Below are 23,325 nucleotides of genomic sequence, written 5' to 3'. Positions count from 1 at the left end.
GGACAGTGCCGAACGAGGTCGTTCGGAAACTGCGGCGAATTCTAATACACACCTGTATCTGAATGCAAAGATGAATCCGAAAGGGGGTTGATGCTAGACTGCGCGCCATGAAACCACAGCGCTTAACTCGCGAGCAGAGCCGGGACCAGACGCGCGAACGTCTGCTGAAAGCCGCGCACCGGATTTTTCTGAAGAAAGGCTATGTCGCCGCGAGCGTCGAGGACGTCGCGGCGGCGGCTGGCTATACGCGCGGCGCGTTCTACTCGAACTTCCGCAGCAAGTCGGAGCTGCTCCTCGAGCTGCTCGAGCGCGACCATGATTCGGTGCGGGCCGATTTCGAGGCGATCTTCGAGGAAGGCGGGCCGCGCGAACAGATGGAGTCGATGGCGCTCGCGTACTACCGGACGCTGTTTCGCGACGACGAGTATTCGCTGCTGTGGGGCGAGGCGAAGCTGCAGGCGGCGCGCGACGCGAAGTTTCGCGTGCGCTTCAACCAGTTCCTGCACGGCAAGCGGCTGCAGATGGCCGAGTTCATCCAGCGCTTCGCCGAGCGCGCGGGCACGCCGCTGCTGCTGCCGGCCGACACGCTCGCATTCGGGCTGATGTGCCTGTGCGACGGCGTGCAGTCGTACTACACGGCCGATCCGCAGCACGTGTCGGCCGACGCGGCCGAAGCGGTGCTGGCGGGGTTCTTCGCACGGGTCGTGCTGGGTCGCGAGCCGGGCTGAACGATCAGGCGGGCGGCGCGCCGGCCTGGGATGCGGCACCGCCGCACCGGGCGCCGCGCACCTTGTGCGTCAGCGCTCGCCGGTCATGCGCCGGTACGCGTCGAGCAGCGACGTCTTGTAGACGACCCCCGCGAGCGTCGGCTCGGCTTCGCTTTCGATCACCGGAAGCCGTTCGCCCTGGAACGCCATGAAGCGTTCGAGCGCGGTCGCGAGCGGCATGTCGGGCGTGAGCAGCGGAAACGGCGTGTGCGCGTAGTGCGCGGCCGTCTTGTCGGTCGTGTCGCGCTTGTCGAGCAGGTCGGACGTGATGTCCTTCAATGCGACCGCGCCGCGGAAGCGCCCGGCGTCGTCGGTCACGTACAGATACTTCACCGGATATTCGAGAAACACGCGCGTCATGTCGGCGACGCTCGCGGTGAGCGGCACGACCGTCTGCGCGGGCTGGATCAGTTCGCGCATCTGCGTGGTGCGCAGCCGCAGCCGTTCCTGCGCGTCCTGGTGGTGGCGCAGCGTGATCTCGTACATCGACGTCGTGCCGGTCGCGCGCGCGACGAAATACGCGAACACGCACGACACCAGGAGCGGCAGCACCACCTGGTAGCTCAGCGTCATCTCGAAGATCATCAGGATCGCCATCAGCGGCGCCTGCGTGGCGCCGGCCATGAACGCGCCCATCCCGACCATCGCATACGCGAAGTACGCGGACGTGTGGCCCGGCCACAGCGCGTTCATCGCGAGGCCGAACAGCGAGCCGAACACGGCGCCGACGAACAGCGTCGGCGTGAACACGCCGCCGACCGCGCCCGAGCCGGCGGTCGCGGCGGTCGCGATCACCTTGAACACCAGCACCGCGACGAGCGCCTGCCAGGTCCACGGCGCATGCAGGATCTGGTTCACGACGCTGTAGCCGTTGCCCCACACGTCCGGAATCCACACCGAGATCACGCCGACCACGAGGCCGCCGAGCGCGAGCCGCGCCGGCAGCGGCACGGGCAGCCGCTTGAACTGGTTCTTCGATGCATCGAGCAGATGCAGGAACTGCGGCGCGAGCACGCCGCACAGCGCGCCGAGCACGACGAACAGCAGCACCTCGGGGCCCGTCACGGCCGGGAACACCGGCATCTCGTACGGCGGCCGGTAGCCGGCGAATTCCCGCATCACGATGTTCGCGACGACCGATGCGACGACCATCGGCCCGAAGCTCTCCATCGCGATCGTGCCGAGCACGATTTCGGAGATGAAGAACGCGCCGGCGATCGGCGCGTTGTACGCGGACGTGATACCGGCCGCCGCGCCGCAGGCGACGAGCAGGCGCAGGCGCGGCGGGTCGAAGTGCACGAAGCGGCCGACCAGCGACGCGGCCAGCGCCGCGAGCTGCACCATCGGGCCTTCGCGGCCGATCGAGCCGCCGCTGCCGATCGTCAGCAGCGACGACACGCTGCGCCACAGGCTCTGGCGCACCGGCACGACGCCGTCGCCGAGCGCGACGGCTTCCATGTAGTCGGTCTTGTCGGTTTTCTTGTCACCGCGCGTCGCGAGCAGCAGCACGCAGCCGGCCAGGAAGCCGCCCGCGGCCGGCATCCAGAAGCGCACGTACCACGGCAGGCTTCTCGCCATCTGCACGAAGCTGCCGCTGTGCCCGGAGATCAGGTGCTGCATCAGGTCGATGCCTTCGCGGAACGTCATGGTGGCGAAGGCGCCGCCGACGCCGACGATGGCCGACCAGATCAGCATCGTATGGGCGTCCGACAGGCGGAACAGCGTCTGGGCGCGAGTGCGCAGCTTCAGCAGGAACGAGAGCACGGCTGAAAGAGATTGATGAAGAGGACGAAGGAAAACGACGCGAAGCATAGCACTGCGCCGCGCCCGCGGGACCTTCCCGTCGGGCGCGGCGCGTGTCGCGGCGTGGATGTGCGGCTCAGCCAAGGCAGTGCTGCACGGCCCAGGTGATCCCGTAACCGCCGGCGATCAGCCAGACGTACAGGATCAGGCCGGTGGTCAGGGCGCGCGGGCCTGCCTCGCGGATCTGCGACACGCGGGTCTCGATGCCGAGCGCGGTCATCGCCATCGTCAGCGCGAAGGTGTCGAGCAGGTTCAGCGTATGCGTGACATCGGCGGGCAGCACGTTCAGCGAATTGACGATCACGAAGCCGAGGAAGCCGAGCGCGAACCACGGCACGGCCACCTTGCGCTTGCCTTGCGCGCCGTCGGCGCTCGCGCTGGCCGAGCGGGCGAGCCACCAGCCGAGCGTGAGCAGCACCGGCACCAGCAGCATCACGCGGGTCATCTTCACGATGGTCGCGACGTGCGTGACCTGCGGGCTGATGTCGCTCGCCGCGCCGACCACTTGCGCGACCTCGTGGATCGTGCCGCCGAAGAACAGGCCGAGGCCGGTCGGGTCGAGACCGAGCAGGCCGGCGTGATACGCGAGCGGGTACAGGAACATCGACAGCGTGCCGAACAGCACCACGCTGCCCACGGCCATCGCGCTCTGGTGCGGCTTCGACTGCAGCGTCGACTCGAACGCGAGCACGGCGGCCGCGCCGCAGATCGCGCTGCCGGCGGCGGTCAGCAGCGCCGCGTCGCGATCGAGCTTCATCACCTTCATGCCGACCCAGGTGCCGATCACGAGCGTGCTGACGACGACCAGCACCGATACCGTCAGACCGGGCAGGCCGACCTGCGCGATTTCCTGCAGGCTCACGCGCAAGCCGAAGAACGCGACCGCGATGCGCAGCAGCTTGCGCGCGGAAAAGTTGACGCCGGCCGCCCAGCTCGCGGGCATGCCGTCGCGCAGCGCGTTGCCGTACAGCGCGCCGGCGACGATCCCGACGATCAGCGGCGACAGGCCGAGCCCGGCGATCACCGGCAGTTGCGACAGGCTCGTGATGGCGGCGGCGAACAGCGCGACGAACAGCACGCCGTTCAACTGGCCGCGCATCGACGGCGCGGCGTGGCTGAGAGGGGGAGTCGGAGCAGTGGACATGGGGCACCGTGGCAAAGCCTGTTGTGATGGCCTAATCCTAATTTGGATATATCGATATGAAAAATTGTGATTTGTGACATAAACTATCCGGAAAGCCGATAATTCAATCCCATGACCCCGGATCAACTGATAACGTTCGCGGCCGTCGCCGAACATCTGAACATCAGCCGTGCTGCCGTGGCGCTGCATCTGTCGCAGCCGGCCGTGTCGGGGCAGCTGCGCCTGCTGCAGGACGAGTTCGGCGAGCTGCTGTACCACCGCGACGGTCGCGGCATCCGCCTGACGCCGGTCGGCGAACAGCTCGCGGAGTACGCGAAGGCGCAGCGCGACACGTTCGCGCAGGCGCGCGCGTTTCGCGACGCGGTGCGCGGGCTCGACGCCGGCACGCTGCGGATCGGCGCGAGCACGACGCCGGCCAGCTACCTGCTGCCGTACCTGATCGCGGCGTTCCAGCCGCGCGTGCCGCGGGTGACGATCCAGACGATGAGCGGCAATACGGCCGACGTGGTCGCCGCGCTCGCGTCGCTCGATATCGCGATGATCGAAGGGCCGCCCGGCGAGGCGCTGCCGCCCGGCACCGCCGTGCATGCGTGGCACGAGGACGAGATTGTCGCGGTCGTGCCGGCCGGGCATCCGCTCGCCGCGCCCGAGTACGAAGGCGGCGTCACGCTCGACGCACTCGCCGCGCATCCGCTCGTGCTGCGCGAGGAGGGCTCCGGCGTGCGGCAGCTCGTCGAACGCGCGTTCGCGCACGGCGGCGCGCCGATGCGCGTCGCGTTCGAGATCGCGGGCGTCGAGGCCGTGAAGGAGGCCGTGCGTGCGGGGATGGGCGTCGGGTTCGTGTCCGCGATGTCGCTGCGTCACGAGGAGGCGGCGCTCGTGCCGCGTTCGCTGGCCCCCGCGCCGCTCACACGCCATTTCTCGATTCTGGTGCCGCACGGCGCCGCGCCGTCGCGCGTGGCCGCCCGGTTCCTCGACATGAGCCTCACGCACGACACCGCATAAGCAGCCGAACCCTTGCCGGGAACGCCGGATGCAGGGGCGCGGCCACCGGATTCGCGCGTCGGCGAGCCTTAGGGATTTCCTCTATGGTGCGCACCCGCAGCGAAGCGCACCATCCGTCTCAAGCAAATGGAACCGGTTCCATGCCGGTGAAAAAAGGGCAGAAATGGCAGACATCGTGATCGTGGCGAGCGCATTCGGGATGGACCGTGTGCGCCAGGAGGGCCACCGAGCATTTCTCGCGACCGCGGCGGCATCCGGCGCGACCGGCTTCGAGGTGCGCCGCGAGCTGTTCGCCTCCGACGACGACGCGACGCCCGCCGCGCTGGCCGCGCTCGGCACGGCACTCTCCGCGCACGGGCTGTGGTCGGTCTATTCGACGCCGGCCACGTTGTACACGGAAGCGGGCGCGCTCGACGCCGACGCGCTGCGCGACACGCTTGTGGAAGCCGATGCCCTCGGCGCGCGCTTCGTCAAGTTCCAGCTCGGCGGCTTTGCCGGCGACGCGCATGCGGCGCAGATCGTCGCGCTGTCGCGCGGCGCGCGTGCCCGCGTGGTGGTCGAGAACGGCCAACTGCCGGTGGGCGGTGCGCTCGCGCAGTTCCGCGGGCTGTTCGATGCGCTCACCGAGGCCGGCACGCCGGATGCACTGGGCATGACGTTCGACATCGGCAACTGGCAGTGGCCGGGCGAAGCGCCGCTCGCGTGTGCGCACGCGCTCGCGCCGCATGTGGAATACATTCATTGCAAGGCGGTCGTTGGCGACGGCGCGCGCCGCTTCGCGGTGGCGCCCGCGCCGGGCGATCCGCTCGTCACGGGCGTGCTCGCGGTCCTGCCGCACGCGGTGCCGCGCGGCATCGAGTTCCCGTTCGATGCGGCCGACCTGGCGGGCGATGCCGGGCGGCGCGTCGCGTGGCTCGCCGCCGCGTGACGCCGGAAGGATACGGAGGAGTTCACTCATGAAAGCAGCACTCGATATCGTGACCTACGGTGAAGCGATGGCGATGTTCGTCGCCGCCGAGCCCTGCCACCTCGCGCACGCCGCGCAATTCACGAAGCGGATCGCGGGCGCGGACCTGAACGTCGCGATCGGCCTGTCGCGGCTCGGCTTCCGGGTCGGCTGGATGAGCCGGGTCGGCCGTGATTCGTTCGGCACCTACGTGCTCGACACGCTCGCACGCGAAGGCATCGACGCGTCGTGCGTGACCGTCGATCCGCGTTATCCGACCGGCTTCCAGCTGAAGTCGCGCAACGACGACGGCAGCGACCCGACCGTCGAATATTTCCGCAAGGGCTCGGCCGCGAGCCACCTGTCGTGCGACGACTACGTCGCCGATTACGTGCTCGGCGCGCGGCACCTGCACCTGACGGGCGTCGCGCCGGCGATCTCCGCGACGTCGTGCGAGCTCGCGTTCCAGCTGGCGCGCGAGATGCGCGCGGCCGGCAAGACGATCTCGTTCGACCCGAACCTGCGCCCGACCCTGTGGCCGTCCGCCGACGTGATGGCGAAGACGCTGAACGCGCTCGCGACGCTCGCGGACTGGGTGCTGCCGGGGCTCGCCGAAGGGCGGCAACTCACCGGGCACGACACGCCGGCCGACATTGCGGGCTTCTATCTGGCACGCGGCGCACGCGGGGTGGTGATCAAGCTGGGCGCCGAAGGCGCGTATTTCCGCACGGCCGACGGCCGCGCGGGCACGGTGGCGGGCGAGCGCGTCGCGAAGGTGGTCGACACGGTCGGCGCCGGCGACGGCTTCGCGGTCGGCGTGGTCAGCGCGCTGCTGGAAGGGCGCTCCGTCGAGCAGGCTGTCGCGCGCGGCAACCGCATCGGCGCGCTCGCGATCCAGGTGATCGGCGATTCGGAAGGCCTGCCGACCCGTGCGGCACTCGATCAGCTCGAAAACGTCAGCAATCGCGCCGATCGCTTAGAGGAAACCGTCACCGCGCAATGAGAGGCCGGACACGGCACAATCCGCGGACCCATTTCGTGCTTCACGCACGGTTTTGCATGAGGCCGGACGAGGCGACCAGACGCCGAGGCCGGTCGATTCCCGACAGGACGGGAGCGGAGCCAGGCGACGACTCGCCACTCCGATCTACCTAGGAGACATTCTGATGGCAGCCAATCTCGCAGTCCGACGCTGGTGGACGATCATGCCGATCGTCTTCATCACCTACAGCCTTGCCTACCTCGATCGCGCGAACTACGGGTTCGCGGCGGCGGCCGGCATCAACCAGGACCTCGGGATCAGCAAGGGCCTGTCGTCGCTGATCGGTGCGCTGTTCTTCCTCGGCTACTTCTTCTTCCAGATTCCGGGCGCGATCTATGCGGAGCGCCGCAGCGTCAAGAAGCTCGTGTTCGTCAGCCTCGTGCTGTGGGGCGCTTGCGCGGCGCTCACGGGCGTGGTCGCCGACATCCCGTCGCTGATGGTGATCCGCTTCGTGCTCGGCGTGGTCGAGGCGGCCGTGATGCCGGCGATGCTGATCTACATCAGCAACTGGTTCACGAAGAGCGAGCGCTCGCGCGCGAACACGTTCCTGATCCTCGGCAACCCCGTCACCGTGCTGTGGATGTCGATCGTGTCGGGCTATCTGGTCCACGAATTCGGCTGGCGTCACATGTTCATCGCCGAAGGCGTGCCGGCCGTGATCTGGGCCGTGTGCTGGTGGTTCCTCGTGCAGGACAAGCCGGCCGATTCGCCGTGGCTCACCGCACAGGAAAAGCGCGACCTCGACGCCGTGCTCGCGGCCGAGCAGGCGGCGATCAAGCCGGTGCGCAATTACGGCGAGGCGTTCCGTTCGCCGGCCGTGATCAAGCTGTGCGCGCAGTACTTCTGCTGGAGCATCGGCGTGTACGGCTTCGTGCTGTGGCTGCCGTCGATCGTGAAGAACGGGTCCGAGCTCGGGATGGTCGCGACCGGCTGGCTGTCGGCGCTGCCGTACCTCGCGGCGACGATCGCGATGCTGGTTGCGTCGTGGGCGTCCGACAAGGTCGGCTCGCGCCGCGGCTTCGTGTGGCCGTTCCTGCTGATCGGCGCGGCCGCGTTCGCCGCGTCGTATGCGCTCGGCTCGTCGCATTTCTGGATCTCGTATGCGCTCCTGGTCGTCGCGGGCGCCGCGATGTACGCGCCGTACGGCCCGTTCTTCGCGATCGTCCCGGAACTGCTGCCGAAGAACGTCGCCGGCGGCGCGATGGCGCTGATCAACAGCATGGGCGCGCTCGGCTCGTTCGTCGGCTCGTATTTCGTCGGCTACCTGAACGGTGCGACCGGGTCGCCCGTCGCGTCGTATGCGTTCATGAGCGCCGCGCTCGTCGCCGCGGTGATCCTCACGCTGTCCGTCAAACCCCAGGCGCGCGATGCGCACTCGCTCGCGGCGCCGCTGCAAGGAAAATGAAAACGATGAAGCCTCGTATCGTCGCGTACAAGCCGTTGCCCGATGATGTTCTCGCGTACCTGCGCGAGCATGCGGACGTCGTGCAGGCCGACGGCCCCGCCGCGCTCGCCGATGCGTTGGGCGACGCGCACGGCGCGATCGGCGCGAGCCTGAAGGTCACGCCGCAGATGCTCGATCGCGCGCCGAAGCTGAAGGCCTGGTCGACGATTTCGGTCGGCTACGACAACTTCGACGTCGCGGATCTCACGCGGCGCGGGATCATGCTCGCGCATACGCCCGACGTGCTGACCGAATCGACCGCCGACACCGTGTTCTCGCTGATCCTGGCGTCCGCGCGGCGCGTGGTCGAACTGGCGGAGTGGGTGAAGGCCGGCCACTGGCATCGCAGCATCGGCCCCGATCTGTACGGCACCGACGTGCAGGGCAAGACGCTCGGCATCGTCGGGCTCGGGCGGATCGGCGGCGCCGTCGCGCGCCGCGCGGCGCTCGGTTTCCGGATGCAGGTGCTGTACACGAACCGTTCCGCGCACGCCGAAGCCGAGACGCAGTACGGCGCGCGCCGCGTGACGCTCGACGCGTTGCTCGCGCAGTCGGATTTCGTGTGCCTGCAGGTGCCGCTGTCGCCGCAAACGCATCACCTGATCGGCGCGGCCGAATTCACGAAGATGAAGCGCGGCGCGATCCTGATCAACGCGTCGCGCGGGCCGGTGGTCGACGAGGCCGCGCTGATCGACGCGCTGCGCGCGGGCACGATCCGCGGCGCGGGGCTCGACGTGTTCGAGAAGGAGCCGTTGCCGGCGGATTCGCCGCTGCTGCGGATGAACAACGTGGTCGCGCTGCCGCATATCGGCTCGGCGACGCACGAGACGCGCCATGCGATGGCGCGCTGCGCCGCGGAAAACCTGGTCGGCGCGCTGGCCGGCACGCTGCGCACGAATCTCGTCAATCCCGACGCGCTCGCGCACGCCTGACCGGCGCGGGCCGGCCGGCGGGGCCTCAGGCGCGGTTAGAGTCGATGGTCTTGGTGCGGGAGGGCAGGCTGCGTTATGATCGCCCGCTCGTTGCAGCGATGACCCGGCCACGCGGCCGGCAGCGTTCGGCGACGGGCATCCGTGCCAGGTCGGGTGCGGCCGATCGCCGTGCGTTTCAGGTGACCGGGGCGGGCGCGAGTGCGCCGGCTTCGGGCGAGCGCGCGGCAGGGGATCGGCGGCGTCCGCCCGGTGGCTTTCGTATCCAACAACAAAGGTCCGTCCGCACACGAAGCGGCGCGGATCGTACGTCGCGAGGCACGACTTGAGCGATTCGCAACCTTCCACGCAGCGTCCCGCGACGATCAGCGACGTCGCACGCGAAGCCGGCACGGGCAAGACCAGCGTTTCGCGCTATCTGAACGGCGAGACGCACGTGCTGTCCGCCGATCTGCGCCAGCGGATCGAGACAGCGATCGCGCGCCTGAACTACCGGCCGAACCAGATGGCGCGCGGGCTGAAGCGCGGCCGCAACCGGCTGCTCGGCATGCTCGCGGCCGACCTGACCAATCCGTACACCATCGAAGTGCTGCAGGGCGTCGAGGCCGCGTGCCACGCGCTTGGCTACATGCCGCTCATCTGTCACGCGGCGAACGAAGTCGAGATGGAGCGGCGCTTCCTGCAGCTGCTCACGACCTACCGGGTCGAAGGGCTGATCGTCAACGCGCTCGGCGCCGATGAAGACGTGCTGCGCCCGCTGCGCGGCGCCGGCATTCCGGCCGTGCTCGTCGACCGGACGGTCGAGGGCTTCGAGGCCGACCTGATCGGGCTCGACAACACCGATGCGATCGAGACGGCGCTCGCGCACCTGATCGCGCGCGGCTTCGATGCGATCCATTTCGTCGTGCAGCCGTTCGAGCGCGTCAGCTCGCGGCGCCTGCGCGAGGCCGCGTTCCGCGCGGCGCTCGACGCGCGCGGGCTGCCGGTGCCGCCTACGGTCGTGCTCGACCTGAACGAGCCGGCGGCGGCCGCCGCGGCGCTCGCCGACCTCGACGCGCGCCTCGACGACGCGACCCGGCGCGGCGTGCGTGCGGCGCTGTTCGCCGCGAATGCGCCGGTCGCGCTCGCCATCGCGCGCCATCTGCGCGCGCGTTTCGGCGCGGCGTGGCAGGAGAAGGCCGCGCTGCTGTCGATCGACGATCCGGAATGGGCCGAACTGATCGGCATCACGACGATCCGCCAGCCGACCTACGAGATCGGCTACAAGGCCGTCGAATTCGTGCACGAGCGCATCGACGGCGCGGCCGGCGACGTGCGCGTCGCGATGCTGCCCGGCGAGCTGATTGCGCGCGCGTCGACCGCAAGCTGAGTATCATTCGGGGCACGCAGCGCGCCAGGTGCGCTGCCCCGAACAAGGAAATTCATGACTGTCGCTCCCGTCACGCTGGCGGTGCTGATCGCCGCCACGCTGATCATCGCGCTACTGCCGTTCGTTCTCTTCCGTATCCTGCGCAAGCCGCTTGCACTCGACCGCCGCGACACGATCGTCGGCGTCGCCGTCTTCACGCTGTTCGCGATGATCGTCGAACGCGCGTTCCATGGCCTCGTGCTGAGCCAGACGCCCGCCGGCGGCTGGCTCACGCAGCCGCTCGCGTTCGTCGCGTACAGCGCGCTCGCCACCGCCGTGTTCGAGGAAGTCGGCCGCTATCTCGGGATGCGGATCCTGAACCGCCGCTACGGCGCGTCGGCCGGCGACGGGCGCGGCATCGGCTACGGGATCGGCCATGCCGGTGCCGAAGCCTGGTTCGTCGGCGTGCTCGTATGGGGCCAGTGGTCGTATCTCGCGTGGCTCGCGAGCCGCGGGCAGCTCGAGACGCAGCTCGCGGATCTCCCCGGCGATACCGTCGTGCGGCTGCACGTGATGCTGGCAACGCTGTCGGCACAGTCGATCCTGCTGTTGCTGCTCGAGCGCTGTGCGGCATTCGTGCTGCAGCTCGCGCTGTCGGTGCTGGTCTGGCGCGGCGTGCGCGCCGGCCGCGCGGGCGTGCTGCCGCTCGCGATCGTGCTGCATGCACTGGCGGCAGCGCCGGCGCTGCTGTACCAGGTGCGCGTGCTGCCGCCCGCCTGGGTCGAGGCCGGGTATTTCGTGCTGGCTGCGATCCTGGTCGTCGTGCTGGTGAAGGCGTGCCGGCCGTCGCGTACGGCTGCCTGACGGGAGAGACGGAATGGACGACTATCTGATCGAATGCCAGAGCGCCGAATTCGACGCGCTCGCGCGCGTGATCTGCGATCTCTTTCCGGAGCAGACGCGCTTTGCCGAAACCAGCGACGAGCGCGGGCGGTTCCTGTCCGTGCACTGGCTTGCGATGCGTTTCGGCTCCGCGCCGAAACGGATGACGCTCGACATCCGCATCGTGCCGCCCGCGCTGGCGCGCTATCTGGCGCTCAAGCCGATGCAGCGCGCCCGCAGCCATGCGGTGCTGCATGCGTACACGGAAGCGATGCTGGGCTCGCTCGAGGAGCGCCACGCGGCCGGCGAGGCCATCGAGCGTGACGCGGAACTCGAACTCGACGAAGACTTCGCGTGAACGTGAGCGCGCGCCGGCGCGAGGCTGGTGTCGCGCCGCTGCGGTGCGTCATGCGTCGCGGTAGACCTGCGCGAAACGCTGCGCCTGCACGACACCGTAGTCGCCCGGCGCATACTGCATCACCCAGTCGCCGGCGACACCGCGCAGCGTGTCGCCGTTTTCCGAGCGGGCGATCGTGAACGGCTCGTCCATGCGGCGGGCGAGCACGACAGCTGGCCGGTTCCGGTACGCGCCCGGCGTGCCGTGCGCGAGCGCCGGGTCGGCGGGCAGGTACTTCGCGTCGAAGCGTGCGCGCGACACGACCCAGCGGTCGCCGGTCGAGCCGGTGATCAGTGCGTCGCCCGCGACATAGCGGTTCGGGCCCTCGAGGCTCATCAGTTCGCCGTCGGCAGCCGCGAAGGCGACCGTGACGGTTTCGTCCTTGACGACGTGACGGGCCTGCGGGTCGGTACGCAGATCGATGTGCTTGAGTTCGAGCATGGCGGGGGAAGTGCGGGAAAAGCCGGGAGCTTATCCCGAATCCGGCGCGCCGTGTGACGCGCCGAAATCCCGCGGGATGCGCGACGCCGTTCGCCCGTCCGGGCAACGCGGCGCCGGCGAGGCGGACGTCAGGGTTGCGCGGGTGCGCTTGCGGCCGGCGCGGCGGCTGCCTTGCCTTCCTTGTTCTTGGCCTTGCCCGTGCCGCGGTGTTCGCCGCCATGGTGCAGCCAGCTGCGGAACGTCGTGTCGGCCAGTGCCTTCTGTTCGGCCGGGAAGCTCTGGTAGAGCGGCGCGAATGCGTCGGCGAGCTTCTTCGCGCCGTCCGCGTTCGCCTGCGCGAGTTCCGCGTACTGCTTCATGTCGTCGACCGCGGACACGTTGTGGCTTTCCATCCGTGCGCGATACAGGTGACCCATCGTTTCACCGTTCTCGCGCATCGTGTCGGCGAACGTCTTCCATTGCGGCTCCTGCGCCGACGTGATCTTCAGCTGATCGTGCAGGTATTTGATGCGCTGCTCGATGCGCGCTTCGCGGCGTGCCGCGCGTTGTTCGGCGCTCGGCGCCGACGCGGCCGCTGCCGTCGCCGGGGCGGGCGTCTGCGGTTGCGGCGGCGTTTGTGCGAATGCGCCTGCTGCAACGGCGAGCATCGCGAGGGTGAGCGAGATTTTCTTCATGGTTGGCTCTCCGGGGTGGTGTCGTGCGAGCGGGCGCCGCGGCCTGTGCCGCGAGCACGCATCTCGCGTCGCCTGCTATTAGTAGCACGTTGCGTGTCACGCGGCAGTGAAAGCGACACTTGCTTACATCCGAAACGAATCGAAATTGAAAGGAAACGGACATCGCGGACGGGCGGCGGTCGATGGCGTTCGGTTGTGTGTGTGTCGGCACGCCGCGCGTCGCACGCGAGCGGGAAGAGCGGTGCGAACGCGTGAGCCCGTGAAGGCGTGCGACGCCGTTTGGGCGCACCGGCGTTCGGCGCTATCATCGCGTCACGTTCCATTTCGCCGGCGCGCTGCCGCCGGCCCAGCCTCATGCGTCCACCTCGCCTCGACCAACTCGACGACCTCGACCGGCAACTCGTTGCGCTGCTGCAAGCGGATGCGCGCGCAAGCGTTGCCGATCTCGCGCGACAGCTCGACGTCGCCCGCACGACGGTCGTCGCGCGCATCGCGCGGCTCGAGCGCACCAACGTGATCGCCGGGTACAGCGTGCGGCTCGGGCAGGACGTGCTCGATGCGAGCATTTACGCGTATGTCGGCATCATCCTCACGCCGAAGTTCGGCAAGGACGTGTTGCGCCGGCTCGACCGGATGCCCGAAGTGCAGTTGCTGTGCGCGGTGAGCGGCGAATACGACTATGTCGCGTGGCTGCGTGCCGATTCGCCGGAGCGGCTCAACGACCTGCTCGACCAGATCGGCACGCTCGAAGGCGTCGAGCGCACGACGACGTCGATCATTCTGTCGCGCAAGATCGATCGCGGCACGATCGGCGGATGATGCGTCGCATGCGGCGTCGCGCGTGACGCCGCGGCGCGATTCGTCGCGCAGGTTGTTGCTCCTTTACCTTCCGTTGAACCCCCGCCGTTTGCGTTCGCCGCAGGGCGGGGCGTTGTCTCGCGCATCGTCACGCGAGCGTCGTCGGGTCGAATGCCGGCCTGCACACGCGTAACGATTCCTTCGCTTGGCGCCTGTCCCGCTTTGCCCGCTTCTTTCTCTCCGTCCAGACGCATCGATGGCGGCCCGTTTGCGGGCCGTCATATATGCAATTTTTAGACGATTTGGTCGTTGTGACGAAATGCATCGTCATTTCGTCGAATTTATAGGTCGTTTCGCATCATTCTTCGTCTTGGAACTGATTTTGCGCGTCCCTAAACTGTGTTCATGGCTCGACGCCGTACACCAACACCAAACCCATCATCAGGAGATAAGCGCATGAAAATCGCCATCGTCGGCGCAGGTCTGATCGGCCACACCATTGCTCACATGCTGCGTGAAACGGGCGACTACGAAGTCGTTGCGTTCGACCGCGATGCGGATGCGCTCGCCAAGCTGTCGCGTGAAGGCATCGCGACGCAACGCGTCGATTCGGCCGACGCCAATGCGATCCGTGAAGCCGTGAAGGGCTTCGATGCGCTCGTCAACGCGCTGCCGTACTACCTCGCGGTCAACGTCGCCGCGGCGGCCAAGGCGGCCGGCGTTCATTACTTCGACCTGACCGAGGACGTGCGCGCCACCCACGCGATCCGCGAACTGGCCGATGGTTCGGACCGTGCGTTCATGCCGCAGTGCGGCCTCGCACCGGGCTTCATCGGCATCGCCGCACACGAGCTCGTGAACGGCTTCAGCGAAGTGCGCGACGTGAAGATGCGCGTCGGCGCGCTGCCCGAGTATCCGACCAACGCGCTGAAGTACAACCTGACGTGGAGCGTCGACGGCCTGATCAACGAATACTGCCAGCCGTGCGAAGCGATCCGCGACGGCCGCAAGCAGTGGGTGCAGCCGCTCGAAGGCCTCGAGCACTTCTCGCTCGATGGCACCGAATACGAGGCGTTCAACACGTCGGGCGGCCTGGGCACGCTGTGCGAGACGCTGTCGGGCAAGGTCGAGACGCTCGATTACAAGTCGGTGCGCTATCCGGGCCACCGCGAACTCGTGCAGTTCCTGCTCGAGGACCTGCGCCTGGCGAGCGACCGCGACACGCTGAAGTCGATCATGCGCCGCGCGGTGCCGTCGACGAAGCAGGACGTCGTGCTCGTGTTCGTCACGGTAACGGGCGTGAAGGATGGCCAGCTCGTGCAGGACGTGTTCACGCGCAAGATTTTCGCGAAGGACGTGTGCGGCATGCACATGAGCGCGATCCAGATCACGACGGCCGGCGCGATGTGCGCGGTGCTGGATCTGTTCCGCGAAAAGAAGCTGCCGCAGAGCGGTTTCATTCCGCAGGAAAAGGTGTCGCTGAAGGCGTTCCTGTCGAACCGCTTCGGCAAGCTGTACGAAGGCGGCACGATGGAGCGCGTGCACGAAGTCGCCTGACGGATCTCCGGCACGAGGGCCGTGCAACGCCGGGAGCGCAACAGCGCTTCCGGCGTTGTTTTTTGAGGCGGGTCGAAGCGGAAAGGAGCGGGGCGGTGCGTGCCGCTCAGGCGGGTAGCGGCGGGACCATCGTTGCCTGCGGCGCCGGCGGCACGATGCGGTACAGCAGCGCATCGATGTCCGCGTCGGACGGCGCGGTGTTGTCGAACATCACGATGCCGTCGCATTCATGGCCGGTCGGCACGAAGCGGCGTTGCCGGTATTCGTCCCAGTGCGCGAGCTTGTACGCGTCGTTCGGGTTGCCGCGCGCGACGATCCGCTGGTGCGCCACGTCTTCCGCCGTATGCACCCAGACGACCGTCAGCGCGATGTCCGGCCCGATGCCGAGCCAGGCGCGGTCGAGGATGCGCCGGTCACGCACTTCGCGCGACAGCGGGCCGACCACGAGCGCGCCGATGCCGAGCGCGAGATTCTCGCGCGCCGTGTCGAGCAGGCCCTGATATTCGGGATCGCGCAGATGCTTCAGGTAGAGCGGGCTGTCGCGATCGTTCGGATCGGAGGTGAGGGCGCCCATCGCAGCCGAGCTGTAGCGGCCGTAGAGCGTGTCCTTGTCGAGCAGGCAGAAGGCCTCGCCGGTGGCGCGCATCAGCGGCCCGATCAGCCGCTTCGCGAGCGTGGTCTTGCCGGTGCCGGCATGACCGCAGAAGAACACCAGATGCGTCACGAATAGCGGCTCCCCGAGCCCGAGCGCGCTGCGCCGGTGCGCTTGTCGTCGCGCGAGAACACTTCCGCCTCCAGCCACATCGCGTTGATGATGCCGAAGCCGAGCGCCACGCCGATGCCGAGTATCCACGAGAAATACCACATGGGCCTGTCTCCTTGATGGTTGGGCCGCACAGCCGTGCCGTGCGTCTGCCGAAGCGGTGCCGCGCGTGCTGCGGCGCAGGCACTCCGATCATGACCAATATCGGCGCACCGCGCAAGGCGGGCCGCCCGCGCGCCAAACCGGTAAACTGGTGCGAAAACCGCAACATTAGAGACACCATGCTGATCAATTGTGCTGCATACCAGGACGGCCGCAAGCTGGCCGACATCGATATCGACGCCATCAGCGACTACGTGTCGAAGCCCGAGTGTTTCGTGTGGGTCGCCCTGAAGGATCCGACACCGGAAGAGATCGACCTGATGGGCGAGGAGTTCGCGCTGCACGAGCTCGCGCTCGAGGATGCCCGCAAGGGGCATCAGCGCCCGAAAATCGAGGAGTACGGCGATTCGCTGTTCGCGGTGCTGCATACGGTCGAGTTCGATGGCGACGGCGAATTCAATGTCGGCGAGCTGAACGTGTTCGTCGGCCCGAACTACGTGCTGTCGATCCGCAACCATACCGAGCAGGATTTCCGCGCGGTGCGCAAGCGCTGCGAGCGCGAGCCGCATCTGCTGCAGGAGGGGTCGGCGTTCGTGTTCTATGCGTTGATGGACCAGGTCGTCGACCGCTATTTCCCGATCCTCGAGACGCTCGGCAACGAGCTCGAAGAACTCGAGGATCGCATCTTCGCGAAGGCCACGCTCGCGTCGTCGCGGGCGATCATCGAGGATCTCTATTCGCTGAAACGCCGGCTCGTGATGCTGCACCAGCACACGGCGCCGCTGATGGAGCCGCTCGCGAAGCTCACCGGCGGCCGCATTCCGCAGGTCTGCAGCGGCATGGAGCATTACTTCCGCGACGTGTACGACCACCTGCAGCGGATCGTGAAGACGATCGAAGGGCGGCGTGAGATGGTCGTGACCGCGGTCCAGGTCAACCTCGGGATGATCTCGCTCGCGGAGAACGAGGTGACCAAGCGGCTCGGCTCGTTCGCCGCGCTGTTCGCGATACCGACGATGATCGCCGGCATCTATGGGATGAACTTCGCGAACATGCCCGAACTGCACCTCAAGTACGGCTTCTACGGCTGCATCGCGGTGATGGTCGCGGCCGATCTCGCGCTGTGGTGGCGCTTCAAGCGGGCGGGGTGGCTGTAGCCGCGATGGCTAGTGCGGTGCGTGCTTGCCGACCACGACGCGCCACGGCCGCACGCGCCACGACTTGACGAGGCCGTTCTGCACGTACGGATCGGCGCGCGCGAACGATTCGGCGGCTTCCGGCGAATCGCCTTCGAACACGAGCACGGCCTGGTCGGACGGATCCTGCAGCGCGCCGGCGAGTACTAGCTCACCGCGTTCGGTTGCTGCCTTCGCGAGCGCGAGGTGCTCGGCGCGGTATGGCTCGCGCCGGGACAGGTAATCGTCGACGAGTTCGTAGATCAGCTGGTAATGCATGGTCGCTCCCGGAATCGGCCGCCGCGGGATGGCGGGCGCTTGGGCTCAGTATAGGGCGCGGCCCGATCTTTGTCGGGGCGGCTTGTGGCGGGTTGCCGAACCCTGGCGGCTGTCCGGGATGAGTTCGGCATTTCGATACCCTTCCCTTAAATGCAACTAACGGTCTAATGCCGATCCGCCGTCGCATGAGTTTGCGTCATCGCACCGCACGGCGTATCGCAGGTTTGGTCTTCAGGCAAGGTGGGTTCGGCAAGTGTATGGACGCGCATTCCGGGCCCGAATTTCACATGCCGGCGAGGGCGGTCGCGTGATCGGAAAAGGGGCCGAAGCCGGGTGTGGGGCCGTCCGTACGGGGTGCCGCGGGAAGGCGTTTCCATTGGCCGCAATGCGACCTATGCTGGACAAATCCGGAGCGAACTTCGTTCGCCCGATTCGCCCAGACGAGGTGTGCCATGCCTGTATCAGCCACCCTGCAGGATTGCCTGCGCCAGAAGTCATCGCGGTACGAAGTCGTGTACCACCCGTATAGCCATACCAGCATGGAGACGGCCGCCGCCGCGCATATCCCCGGCGATCGCCTCGCGAAAACCGTGCTGCTCGAGGACGACGAAGGCTACGTCGCCGCCGTGCTGCCGACATCGCACGCGGTGCGATTGTCGGACCTCTGGGTCCAGACCGGCCGCCATCTCGTGCTCGCCAGGGAAATCGAACTGCGCGAACTGTTCAAGGATTGCGACCTGGGCGCGTTGCCGCCGGTATGCATGGCGTACGGGATGAAGACGTTCCTCGAGGAACATCTCGCGCAGCAGCCGGAAGTGTATTTCGAGGCCGGCGACCACGAAGCGCTGATCCACATGACGCAGGACGAATTCCTGTCGCTGATGGAGACGGCCGAGCGCGCGCATTTCTCGCACAAGATGCAGGGGATGTGGGTTTCCTGATCGTCGTGATGCGGGCGGTTTGCGGTGGATGGAGACGGCGTCTGGTGGGCGGCCGTCGGGGAAATCGTGGGCGATTGATTTTTGTCCAGACGGTTTTTGCCTGGAAAACGGGGCTGGAGGCGGCCGGTGAGGCGGGATTGCGGCGGCGGTTGGCCGGGATTTCAGAGGTGTTTTCGGGTGAATTTGTGATTTGACATAAGGTGAATTATCGATATGACTGGTGTAAGAGCAAAGTTGTAATGTCGCATCTGGGCAAAGTTGAAATGTCGTAGCCCGAGGGTTTCGGCGCATGCTGGCGGCGGGTCGAACTGCCGGAGCGCATCGTGGGCCAACCTGGACTGATCACCATGAGCATGCGGGAGCTGGATCGTCTGAAGGTCGTGGAAGCCGTGATCGAGCAGCGTCTGATGCCTTGGCGAGCCGCGGAGCGGCTCGGGATCAGTCGACGGCAGATCGAACGGCTGGTCGCCCGGTATCGGGCTGCTGGCCCCTGCGGGTTGCTTTCGCAGCGCCGTGGCCACGCGAGCAACCATCAACTGCCCGAGGATTTGGCACATCGTGCCTTGAGCCTGATTCGTGAGCGCTACGCCGATTTTGGGCCGACGCTGGCCTGCGAGAAGCTTTGGGAATGCCATGGGCTGCAGTTGTCGAAGGAAACGGTCAGAAGGCTGATGACAGACGCTGGGCTCTGGATTCCGCGCCGGCAACGACCGCCGAAGATCTACCAGCCACGAGCACGCCGTGCCTGCCTGGGCGAACTGATCCAGATCGACGGCAGCGATCATCGATGGTTCGAGGAACGGGCGCCGGCCTGCACGCTGCTGGTGTACGTCGACGACGCGACGAGCCGGCTGCAGCATCTGCACTTTACGGCGACCGAATCGACCTTCAGCTACTTCGAGGCGACGCGGGCGTATCTGGAGCGCCATGGCAAGCCGGTGGCGCTTTACAGCGATAAGTACAGCGTGTTCCGCAGTCCTAAGGCCGGCAAGACCGGCCGCAGCGTGACGCAGTTTGGCCGGGCCATGTATGAGCTGAACATCGACACGTTCTGCGCAAACAGCAGCTCGGCCAAGGGGCGTGTCGAGCGTGCGCATCTGACGTTGCAGGATCGATTGGTCAAGGAGATGCGATTGCGCGGGATCAACACGGTGGCCGACGCCAACGCTTATGCGCCCTCCTTCATCGCCATGTATAACGCGCGCTTCGCGAAGCCGCCGCGCAGCGACTTCAATGCGCATCGGCCGCTACGGGACGACGAGAATCTGGACCGGTTGATGACTTGGCGCGAAACGCGTCGGGTCTCGAAGTCGCTGACGGTGCTGTACGACCGTGTGCTGTATCTGCTGGACGATACGCTCGAGAATCGGAAGCTGATTCATCGCTATATCGACGTCTGGGAGTACCCGGATGGCCGGATTGAAATCCGGGCCGATGGCGAGATATTGCGATGCCGCCTTTACGACAAGCTGGCGGAGGTCGATCAAGGCGCGATCATCGAACACAAGCGCCTGAGTCACGCGCTGCAGGTGGCTGAAGCGATCCAGGCGCAGCGTGACAACCGGCGGATCTCGGGTTCGCCGTCGCGCGCCAATCGAGGGCTACCGGTGCGGGCGAAGGGATCGTTGCCAGGTGCCAAGAAGCAGCGCGCCTTCACGGAAGCCGACATCGAAGCAGCCATCTTGCAGGTCGCGTCACAGACACATCAAGCGGAATCGAATCGGCGGTCTGCCAAGGCCCGGGGGTGAGCGTCAGCGCCCTGCTGCTTCAAGCTCGGCGCTTCAACGCTGAAGGACGGAACGACCGATGAAACATGCGACATCTGTATTTAGCTGGCGCTACGACATCTGAATCCGGGTATGACAAAATCTTGTAATGGCTAGATTGAAATGTCCGCTTTTGGCTACATAGATGGAATGGTCGCCTCCCGCCTTAACGGGTCGTCCGGCGCCGCAATCTCGCGTCCAGAGCATGCGACATTGCTGGTTCGGCAACCCAGCCGCCAAGGAGAACCAGATGGAACCCACGACCATTGCCATCGATCTGGCCAAGCGCGTTTTCCAGATTCATTATGTCGAGCCTGAAACCGGCGCGATTCGCAGCAAGGTACTCAAACGTGCCCAGCTCGCGCCGTTCTTCGCCAACCGGCCGGCGAGCCGCGTCGTTATGGAGGCCTGTGGCAGCGCTCATCATTGGGCCCGGGTCCTGGCGCGGCTCGGCCACGACGTGCGGCTCATCGCAGGCTCAGTTCGTGCGGCCGTTCGTGAAGTCGAACAAGAATGATGCAGCTGACGCCGCGGCGATCTGGGAAGCTGCCCAGCGTCCCGGCATGCGGTTCGTGGCCGTTAAGACCGAAGACCAGCAGGCCATGCTGGCGATGCACCGGATACGCCAGCAACTGGTCCGGATTCGCGTCATGCAGGTCAACCAACTTCGCGGATTGCTCTACGAGTTCGGCGTCGTGTTGCCTCAAGGCCGTCGTGCATCGATTGACGCCGCCAAAGCCGCGCTGGCGTCACTGGCCGACGAGTTGCCGGCTATGCTGCTGGACAGCCTGCAGGATCAGCTTTCGCGACTCCGTGCACTCGATGAGCAGATTGCTCGGATCGAGCAACGCATTCTCAATTGGCGGCGCAATGACGATGCATGCCTGCGCATCTCGGAGATTCCGGGCGTGGGCGTGCTCACGGCAACTGCCGCGGTTTCGGTCATTGGACAGGCAAGAACGTTTCGCTCGGGGCGGGAGTTTGCCGCCTATCTCGGTCTCGTGCCGCGGCAGAACGGCTCGGGAGGCAAGATCAAGCTCGGTGGGATCAGCAAACGCGGTGACGTTTATCTGCGGACGCTACTGATCCACGGCGCGCGATCGGTCATCTCGAGCTCAAAGCACTTGCCGGATCGTTTGCGTCAGATGCTGTCCCGACGACCAACGAACGTCGTGGCTGTTGCACTCGCAAACAAGATGGCGCGAACAATCTGGGCGCTGCTGGCGTATGGCCGAACGTACGAGGCGGCACCGTCGCAGTAGTCAAGCTTCAATCCCTTTAACCGATCCACGGTTGCACAGGCGATGCTGAAAGATGGCAAGACAGGTTGGACCGCGCAAGGGCAAGCCTGAGACATTTCTCGGACCTCGAGTCCGCTATTTAGATTAGGAACCTTGCGGCGAAATCCATCGGGGCCGGCAGGCACGTCCTGCGATCGAGTCCGGATATAAGTCCGCAACCACCCTCCTCGCCACGATCAAAAATCACCTTGCAAATGGGAGGCGACCATATAAGAAATGTCCGCTTTCGTGCCGCGTAAGCTGAACGGCCGCCGGGTGTCCGGCGCCGGACGCTGCGATCGCTGCGATCGCTGCGATCGCTGCAACGGACCGAACGCTGGATTGTAGATTCCGCGCCGGCACCGACCGTCGAAGGTTTGTGTGATGTCCCCAACCGGATTTGAATGCTCGCTGCCCATCCTTCCGCGGCCCGGTCAAATCGCAACTTCCGGCGGTGCCTGGCGGAACAGGCGCGTAATCCAGCACAGATACACCAGCCCGAGCACGAACCACGCGACGCCGAGCACGAGTGCAGCCCTCTCGAGGCTCACGAGCAGCCAGATATCGGATACCGCGCCGATCGCGGGAAAAACGAGTCCGCCGACCACGCCGATTCGGTGTTCGCCCCGATGCCCCCGGAGGTACAGGCGGATCACGCACAGATTGACGGCTGTAAAGGCCAGAAACGCGCCGAAGTTGATAAACGACGTGGAGGTGGCGACATCCAGCTTCAGCGCGATCAATCCGACGCTGCCGGCCAGCACGATGTTGATCGCGGGCGTCTTGAAACGCGGATGGATGAAACCGAAGATGCGCTTCGGAAGGATTTCGTCGCGGCCCATCGCATAGAGCAACCGGCCGACACTCGCTTGCGCGGAGATGCCCGACGCGAACTGAGCGAGGATCAGGCCTGCGAGGAACACGGTGACGAACAGATCGCCGCCGATCATCTTCGCCACTTCGAACGCGGCCGAATCCGTATCCTTGAATTCGACCCCCGGATGCGCAAGCTGCATCGTGTACGCCGCGATCACGAAGATTGCTCCACCGATCAGCGCAATCAGCAGGATCGCGCGCGGCATGTTCTTTTTCGGATCGATCGTCTCTTCAGTCAGCGTCGAGACCGCGTCGAAGCCGAGGTACGAATATGCGGCAATCGCGGCGCCTGCCATCGTCGCGCCGAACGGCACGTGCGGCTTGAAGAGCGGCTGCGCCATTGCAATACCGCCCGCGCCTGCCGCAGCCGACGCATAGTGCACGCACAGCACGACGAACATCGCGACGACCGCCAGTTGCACGACCATTAGCACGATGTTGAACCGCGCGGCCAGATCGATGCCGACGATGTTCAGGCCGCTCGTCGACACGATGAACGCCACGATCCAGATCCAGGTCGGCACGTGCGGAAATGCCGCGTTCAGATACGCTGCGCCGATCAGCCAGATCACCATCGGCAGGAAGAAGTAATCGAGCAGCGTTGCCCAGCCGATCATGAAACCCAGATGCGGGTTGAATGTCTTGCGCGTGTACGTATAAGCCGAGCCCGCTGCCGGATGGAGCCGCGCGAGCTTGCCGTAGCTGAGCGCGGTGAAGGCGATGGCGATCAGCGCGAGCAGATAGGCAAGCGCGGCCGTGTCGTCGCTGGCCTTGGCCAGCACGCCGTAAGTACCGTAGACGATCAGCGGTGCCATGTAGGCGAGCCCGAACAGCAGCACGGACGGCAGGCCGAGTGTGCGCTTCAGGCGTGCGGGTTCATGGGATGATGATGCTTGCATGTTGTCTCCTGGGCCTCGGCGGCCAATACGAAAGCCTGTGTGCCGTCTGGTCGGCATTTCAATGGGA

Annotated in this window: 23 protein-coding genes and 1 pseudogene; 16 read left to right on the top strand and 8 right to left on the bottom strand. The window is 66.4% G+C overall.

Annotated elements, in window-relative coordinates; translation table 11 throughout:
- The first annotated feature begins 107 nt into the window (after positions 1 to 107).
- Positions 108 to 728 carry a TetR/AcrR family transcriptional regulator gene (locus tag LMA02_RS08705; RefSeq protein WP_006754789.1) on the top strand — a complete coding sequence of 207 codons (621 nt, stop codon included), beginning with the start codon at positions 108 to 110 and terminating at the stop codon, positions 726 to 728.
- 69 nt (positions 729 to 797) lie between these two features.
- On the opposite strand, the gene LMA02_RS08700 is transcribed toward LMA02_RS08705, so the two are convergent.
- Together LMA02_RS08700 and LMA02_RS08695 are read right to left on the bottom strand one after the other, a co-directional pair.
- Positions 798 to 2,531, bottom strand: coding sequence for a ClcB-like voltage-gated chloride channel protein (locus LMA02_RS08700; RefSeq protein ID WP_228904287.1), 1,734 nt, complete (start codon positions 2,529 to 2,531; stop codon positions 798 to 800).
- Between the two features lie 115 nt (positions 2,532 to 2,646).
- Entirely contained in the window at positions 2,647 to 3,714 is a 1,068-nt protein-coding gene (locus tag LMA02_RS08695) for a YeiH family protein (RefSeq protein ID WP_228904285.1), read from the bottom strand.
- A 111-nt stretch (positions 3,715 to 3,825) separates the two neighbouring features.
- Between LMA02_RS08695 and LMA02_RS08690 the strand changes: the two genes are divergently transcribed.
- The 8 genes from LMA02_RS08690 (at position 3,826) to LMA02_RS08655 (ending at position 11,668) form a co-directional block, all read left to right on the top strand.
- Positions 3,826 to 4,719, top strand: coding sequence for a LysR family transcriptional regulator (locus LMA02_RS08690; RefSeq protein ID WP_228904284.1), 894 nt, complete (start codon positions 3,826 to 3,828; stop codon positions 4,717 to 4,719).
- 163 nt (positions 4,720 to 4,882) lie between these two features.
- Entirely contained in the window at positions 4,883 to 5,647 is a 765-nt protein-coding gene (locus LMA02_RS08685; protein WP_228904281.1) for a sugar phosphate isomerase/epimerase, read from the top strand.
- A 28-nt stretch (positions 5,648 to 5,675) separates the two neighbouring features.
- Positions 5,676 to 6,668, top strand: coding sequence for a sugar kinase (locus LMA02_RS08680; protein WP_228904279.1), 993 nt, complete (start codon positions 5,676 to 5,678; stop codon positions 6,666 to 6,668).
- A gap of 163 nt (positions 6,669 to 6,831) precedes the next feature.
- Entirely contained in the window at positions 6,832 to 8,112 is a 1,281-nt protein-coding gene (locus tag LMA02_RS08675) for an MFS transporter (protein ID WP_166725619.1), read from the top strand.
- A 5-nt stretch (positions 8,113 to 8,117) separates the two neighbouring features.
- Positions 8,118 to 9,083, top strand: coding sequence for an NAD(P)-dependent oxidoreductase (locus LMA02_RS08670; protein ID WP_228904277.1), 966 nt, complete (start codon positions 8,118 to 8,120; stop codon positions 9,081 to 9,083).
- Positions 9,084 to 9,405: 322 nt separating this feature from the next.
- Positions 9,406 to 10,449: a LacI family DNA-binding transcriptional regulator gene (locus LMA02_RS08665; RefSeq protein ID WP_228904275.1), complete on the top strand. Its 1,044-nt coding sequence runs from the start codon at positions 9,406 to 9,408 to the stop codon at positions 10,447 to 10,449.
- Positions 10,450 to 10,503: 54 nt separating this feature from the next.
- Positions 10,504 to 11,292, top strand: a complete 789-nt coding sequence (locus tag LMA02_RS08660) for a YhfC family intramembrane metalloprotease (RefSeq protein WP_228904270.1) — start codon at positions 10,504 to 10,506, stop codon at positions 11,290 to 11,292.
- Positions 11,293 to 11,305: 13 nt separating this feature from the next.
- A complete protein-coding gene (locus LMA02_RS08655; RefSeq protein WP_228904269.1) occupies positions 11,306 to 11,668 on the top strand; it encodes a DUF3022 domain-containing protein in 363 nt (120 codons plus the stop codon).
- Between the two features lie 48 nt (positions 11,669 to 11,716).
- On the opposite strand, the gene LMA02_RS08650 is transcribed toward LMA02_RS08655, so the two are convergent.
- Positions 11,717 to 12,148, bottom strand: coding sequence for a PGDYG domain-containing protein (locus LMA02_RS08650; protein WP_011656930.1), 432 nt, complete (start codon positions 12,146 to 12,148; stop codon positions 11,717 to 11,719).
- A 128-nt stretch (positions 12,149 to 12,276) separates the two neighbouring features.
- Complete coding sequence (locus tag LMA02_RS08645; protein WP_166723556.1) at positions 12,277 to 12,822, bottom strand: Spy/CpxP family protein refolding chaperone; 546 nt, start codon at positions 12,820 to 12,822, stop codon at positions 12,277 to 12,279.
- 354 nt (positions 12,823 to 13,176) lie between these two features.
- Here LMA02_RS08645 and LMA02_RS08640 point away from each other — a divergent pair, with 354 nt between their 5' ends.
- Together LMA02_RS08640 and LMA02_RS08635 are read left to right on the top strand one after the other, a co-directional pair.
- Entirely contained in the window at positions 13,177 to 13,641 is a 465-nt protein-coding gene (locus LMA02_RS08640) for an Lrp/AsnC family transcriptional regulator (protein ID WP_006755043.1), read from the top strand.
- A 435-nt stretch (positions 13,642 to 14,076) separates the two neighbouring features.
- Positions 14,077 to 15,177, top strand: coding sequence for a saccharopine dehydrogenase family protein (locus tag LMA02_RS08635; RefSeq protein ID WP_228904268.1), 1,101 nt, complete (start codon positions 14,077 to 14,079; stop codon positions 15,175 to 15,177).
- A 106-nt stretch (positions 15,178 to 15,283) separates the two neighbouring features.
- On the opposite strand, the gene LMA02_RS08630 is transcribed toward LMA02_RS08635, so the two are convergent.
- Together LMA02_RS08630 and cydX are read right to left on the bottom strand one after the other, a co-directional pair.
- A complete protein-coding gene (locus LMA02_RS08630) occupies positions 15,284 to 15,901 on the bottom strand; it encodes an AAA family ATPase (protein ID WP_175679824.1) in 618 nt (205 codons plus the stop codon).
- Positions 15,898 to 16,044, bottom strand: coding sequence for a cytochrome bd-I oxidase subunit CydX (cydX, locus tag LMA02_RS08625; protein ID WP_166723559.1), 147 nt, complete (start codon positions 16,042 to 16,044; stop codon positions 15,898 to 15,900). Before cydX ends, LMA02_RS08630 begins: the two co-directional genes overlap by 4 nt.
- Positions 16,045 to 16,221: 177 nt before the next feature.
- Between cydX and corA the strand changes: the two genes are divergently transcribed.
- Positions 16,222 to 17,199 (top strand): magnesium/cobalt transporter CorA, encoded by a 978-nt coding sequence (gene corA / locus LMA02_RS08620; RefSeq protein ID WP_228904267.1) that lies wholly within the window; start codon positions 16,222 to 16,224, stop codon positions 17,197 to 17,199.
- Between the two features lie 9 nt (positions 17,200 to 17,208).
- Here the strand turns inward: corA and LMA02_RS08615 are convergent, their stop codons facing one another.
- The gene (locus LMA02_RS08615; protein WP_228904266.1) at positions 17,209 to 17,496 is read right to left on the bottom strand and encodes a YciI-like protein; all 288 of its coding nucleotides are present in this window, start codon (positions 17,494 to 17,496) and stop codon (positions 17,209 to 17,211) included.
- 452 nt (positions 17,497 to 17,948) lie between these two features.
- Between LMA02_RS08615 and LMA02_RS08610 the strand changes: the two genes are divergently transcribed.
- From LMA02_RS08610 to LMA02_RS08595, 4 genes and pseudogenes are all read left to right on the top strand, one after another.
- Positions 17,949 to 18,437 carry an aminoacyl-tRNA deacylase gene (locus tag LMA02_RS08610; protein ID WP_166723561.1) on the top strand — a complete coding sequence of 163 codons (489 nt, stop codon included), beginning with the start codon at positions 17,949 to 17,951 and terminating at the stop codon, positions 18,435 to 18,437.
- Positions 18,425 to 18,631, top strand: coding sequence for a hypothetical protein (locus LMA02_RS08605; protein WP_228904264.1), 207 nt, complete (start codon positions 18,425 to 18,427; stop codon positions 18,629 to 18,631). The genes LMA02_RS08610 and LMA02_RS08605 overlap by 13 nt, the downstream gene beginning before the upstream one ends.
- A 153-nt stretch (positions 18,632 to 18,784) precedes the next feature.
- Positions 18,785 to 20,185, top strand: coding sequence for an ISNCY family transposase (locus LMA02_RS08600; protein WP_416378663.1), 1,401 nt, complete (start codon positions 18,785 to 18,787; stop codon positions 20,183 to 20,185).
- A gap of 268 nt (positions 20,186 to 20,453) precedes the next feature.
- Positions 20,454 to 21,465: pseudogene (locus LMA02_RS08595) on the top strand (IS110 family transposase).
- Positions 21,466 to 21,917: 452 nt separating this feature from the next.
- On the opposite strand, the gene LMA02_RS08590 reads toward LMA02_RS08595, so the two are convergent.
- Entirely contained in the window at positions 21,918 to 23,258 is a 1,341-nt protein-coding gene (locus tag LMA02_RS08590) for an APC family permease (RefSeq protein ID WP_228904262.1), read from the bottom strand.
- Between the last annotated feature and the right edge of the window lie 67 nt (positions 23,259 to 23,325).

This window comes from Burkholderia sp. B21-005, from assembly GCF_020843965.1.
GTDB classification, from domain to species: Bacteria; Pseudomonadota; Gammaproteobacteria; order Burkholderiales; family Burkholderiaceae; genus Burkholderia; species Burkholderia ambifaria.
The sequence above is the reverse complement of the archived record's forward strand: the minus strand, read 5'-3'. Positions and strand labels throughout refer to the sequence as shown.

Excerpts from the sequence above, each read along its gene's own strand:
- LMA02_RS08705 (WP_006754789.1), top strand. The coding sequence starts at position 108 with ATGAAACCACAGCGCTTAACTCGCGAGCAGAGCCGGGACCAGACGCGC.
- LMA02_RS08695 (WP_228904285.1), bottom strand. The coding sequence starts at position 3,714 with ATGTCCACTGCTCCGACTCCCCCTCTCAGCCACGCCGCGCCGTCGATG.
- LMA02_RS08690 (WP_228904284.1), top strand. The coding sequence starts at position 3,826 with ATGACCCCGGATCAACTGATAACGTTCGCGGCCGTCGCCGAACATCTG.
- LMA02_RS08685 (WP_228904281.1), top strand. The coding sequence starts at position 4,883 with ATGGCAGACATCGTGATCGTGGCGAGCGCATTCGGGATGGACCGTGTG.
- LMA02_RS08680 (WP_228904279.1), top strand. The coding sequence starts at position 5,676 with ATGAAAGCAGCACTCGATATCGTGACCTACGGTGAAGCGATGGCGATG.
- LMA02_RS08675 (WP_166725619.1), top strand. The coding sequence starts at position 6,832 with ATGGCAGCCAATCTCGCAGTCCGACGCTGGTGGACGATCATGCCGATC.
- LMA02_RS08670 (WP_228904277.1), top strand. The coding sequence starts at position 8,118 with ATGAAGCCTCGTATCGTCGCGTACAAGCCGTTGCCCGATGATGTTCTC.
- LMA02_RS08660 (WP_228904270.1), top strand. The coding sequence starts at position 10,504 with ATGACTGTCGCTCCCGTCACGCTGGCGGTGCTGATCGCCGCCACGCTG.
- LMA02_RS08655 (WP_228904269.1), top strand. The coding sequence starts at position 11,306 with ATGGACGACTATCTGATCGAATGCCAGAGCGCCGAATTCGACGCGCTC.
- LMA02_RS08650 (WP_011656930.1), bottom strand. The coding sequence starts at position 12,148 with ATGCTCGAACTCAAGCACATCGATCTGCGTACCGACCCGCAGGCCCGT.
- LMA02_RS08645 (WP_166723556.1), bottom strand. The coding sequence starts at position 12,822 with ATGAAGAAAATCTCGCTCACCCTCGCGATGCTCGCCGTTGCAGCAGGC.
- LMA02_RS08640 (WP_006755043.1), top strand. The coding sequence starts at position 13,177 with ATGCGTCCACCTCGCCTCGACCAACTCGACGACCTCGACCGGCAACTC.
- LMA02_RS08635 (WP_228904268.1), top strand. The coding sequence starts at position 14,077 with ATGAAAATCGCCATCGTCGGCGCAGGTCTGATCGGCCACACCATTGCT.
- cydX (WP_166723559.1), bottom strand. The coding sequence starts at position 16,044 with ATGTGGTATTTCTCGTGGATACTCGGCATCGGCGTGGCGCTCGGCTTC.
- corA (WP_228904267.1), top strand. The coding sequence starts at position 16,222 with ATGCTGATCAATTGTGCTGCATACCAGGACGGCCGCAAGCTGGCCGAC.
- LMA02_RS08615 (WP_228904266.1), bottom strand. The coding sequence starts at position 17,496 with ATGCATTACCAGCTGATCTACGAACTCGTCGACGATTACCTGTCCCGG.
- LMA02_RS08610 (WP_166723561.1), top strand. The coding sequence starts at position 17,949 with ATGCCTGTATCAGCCACCCTGCAGGATTGCCTGCGCCAGAAGTCATCG.
- LMA02_RS08600 (WP_416378663.1), top strand. The coding sequence starts at position 18,785 with ATGAGCATGCGGGAGCTGGATCGTCTGAAGGTCGTGGAAGCCGTGATC.
- LMA02_RS08590 (WP_228904262.1), bottom strand. The coding sequence starts at position 23,258 with ATGCAAGCATCATCATCCCATGAACCCGCACGCCTGAAGCGCACACTC.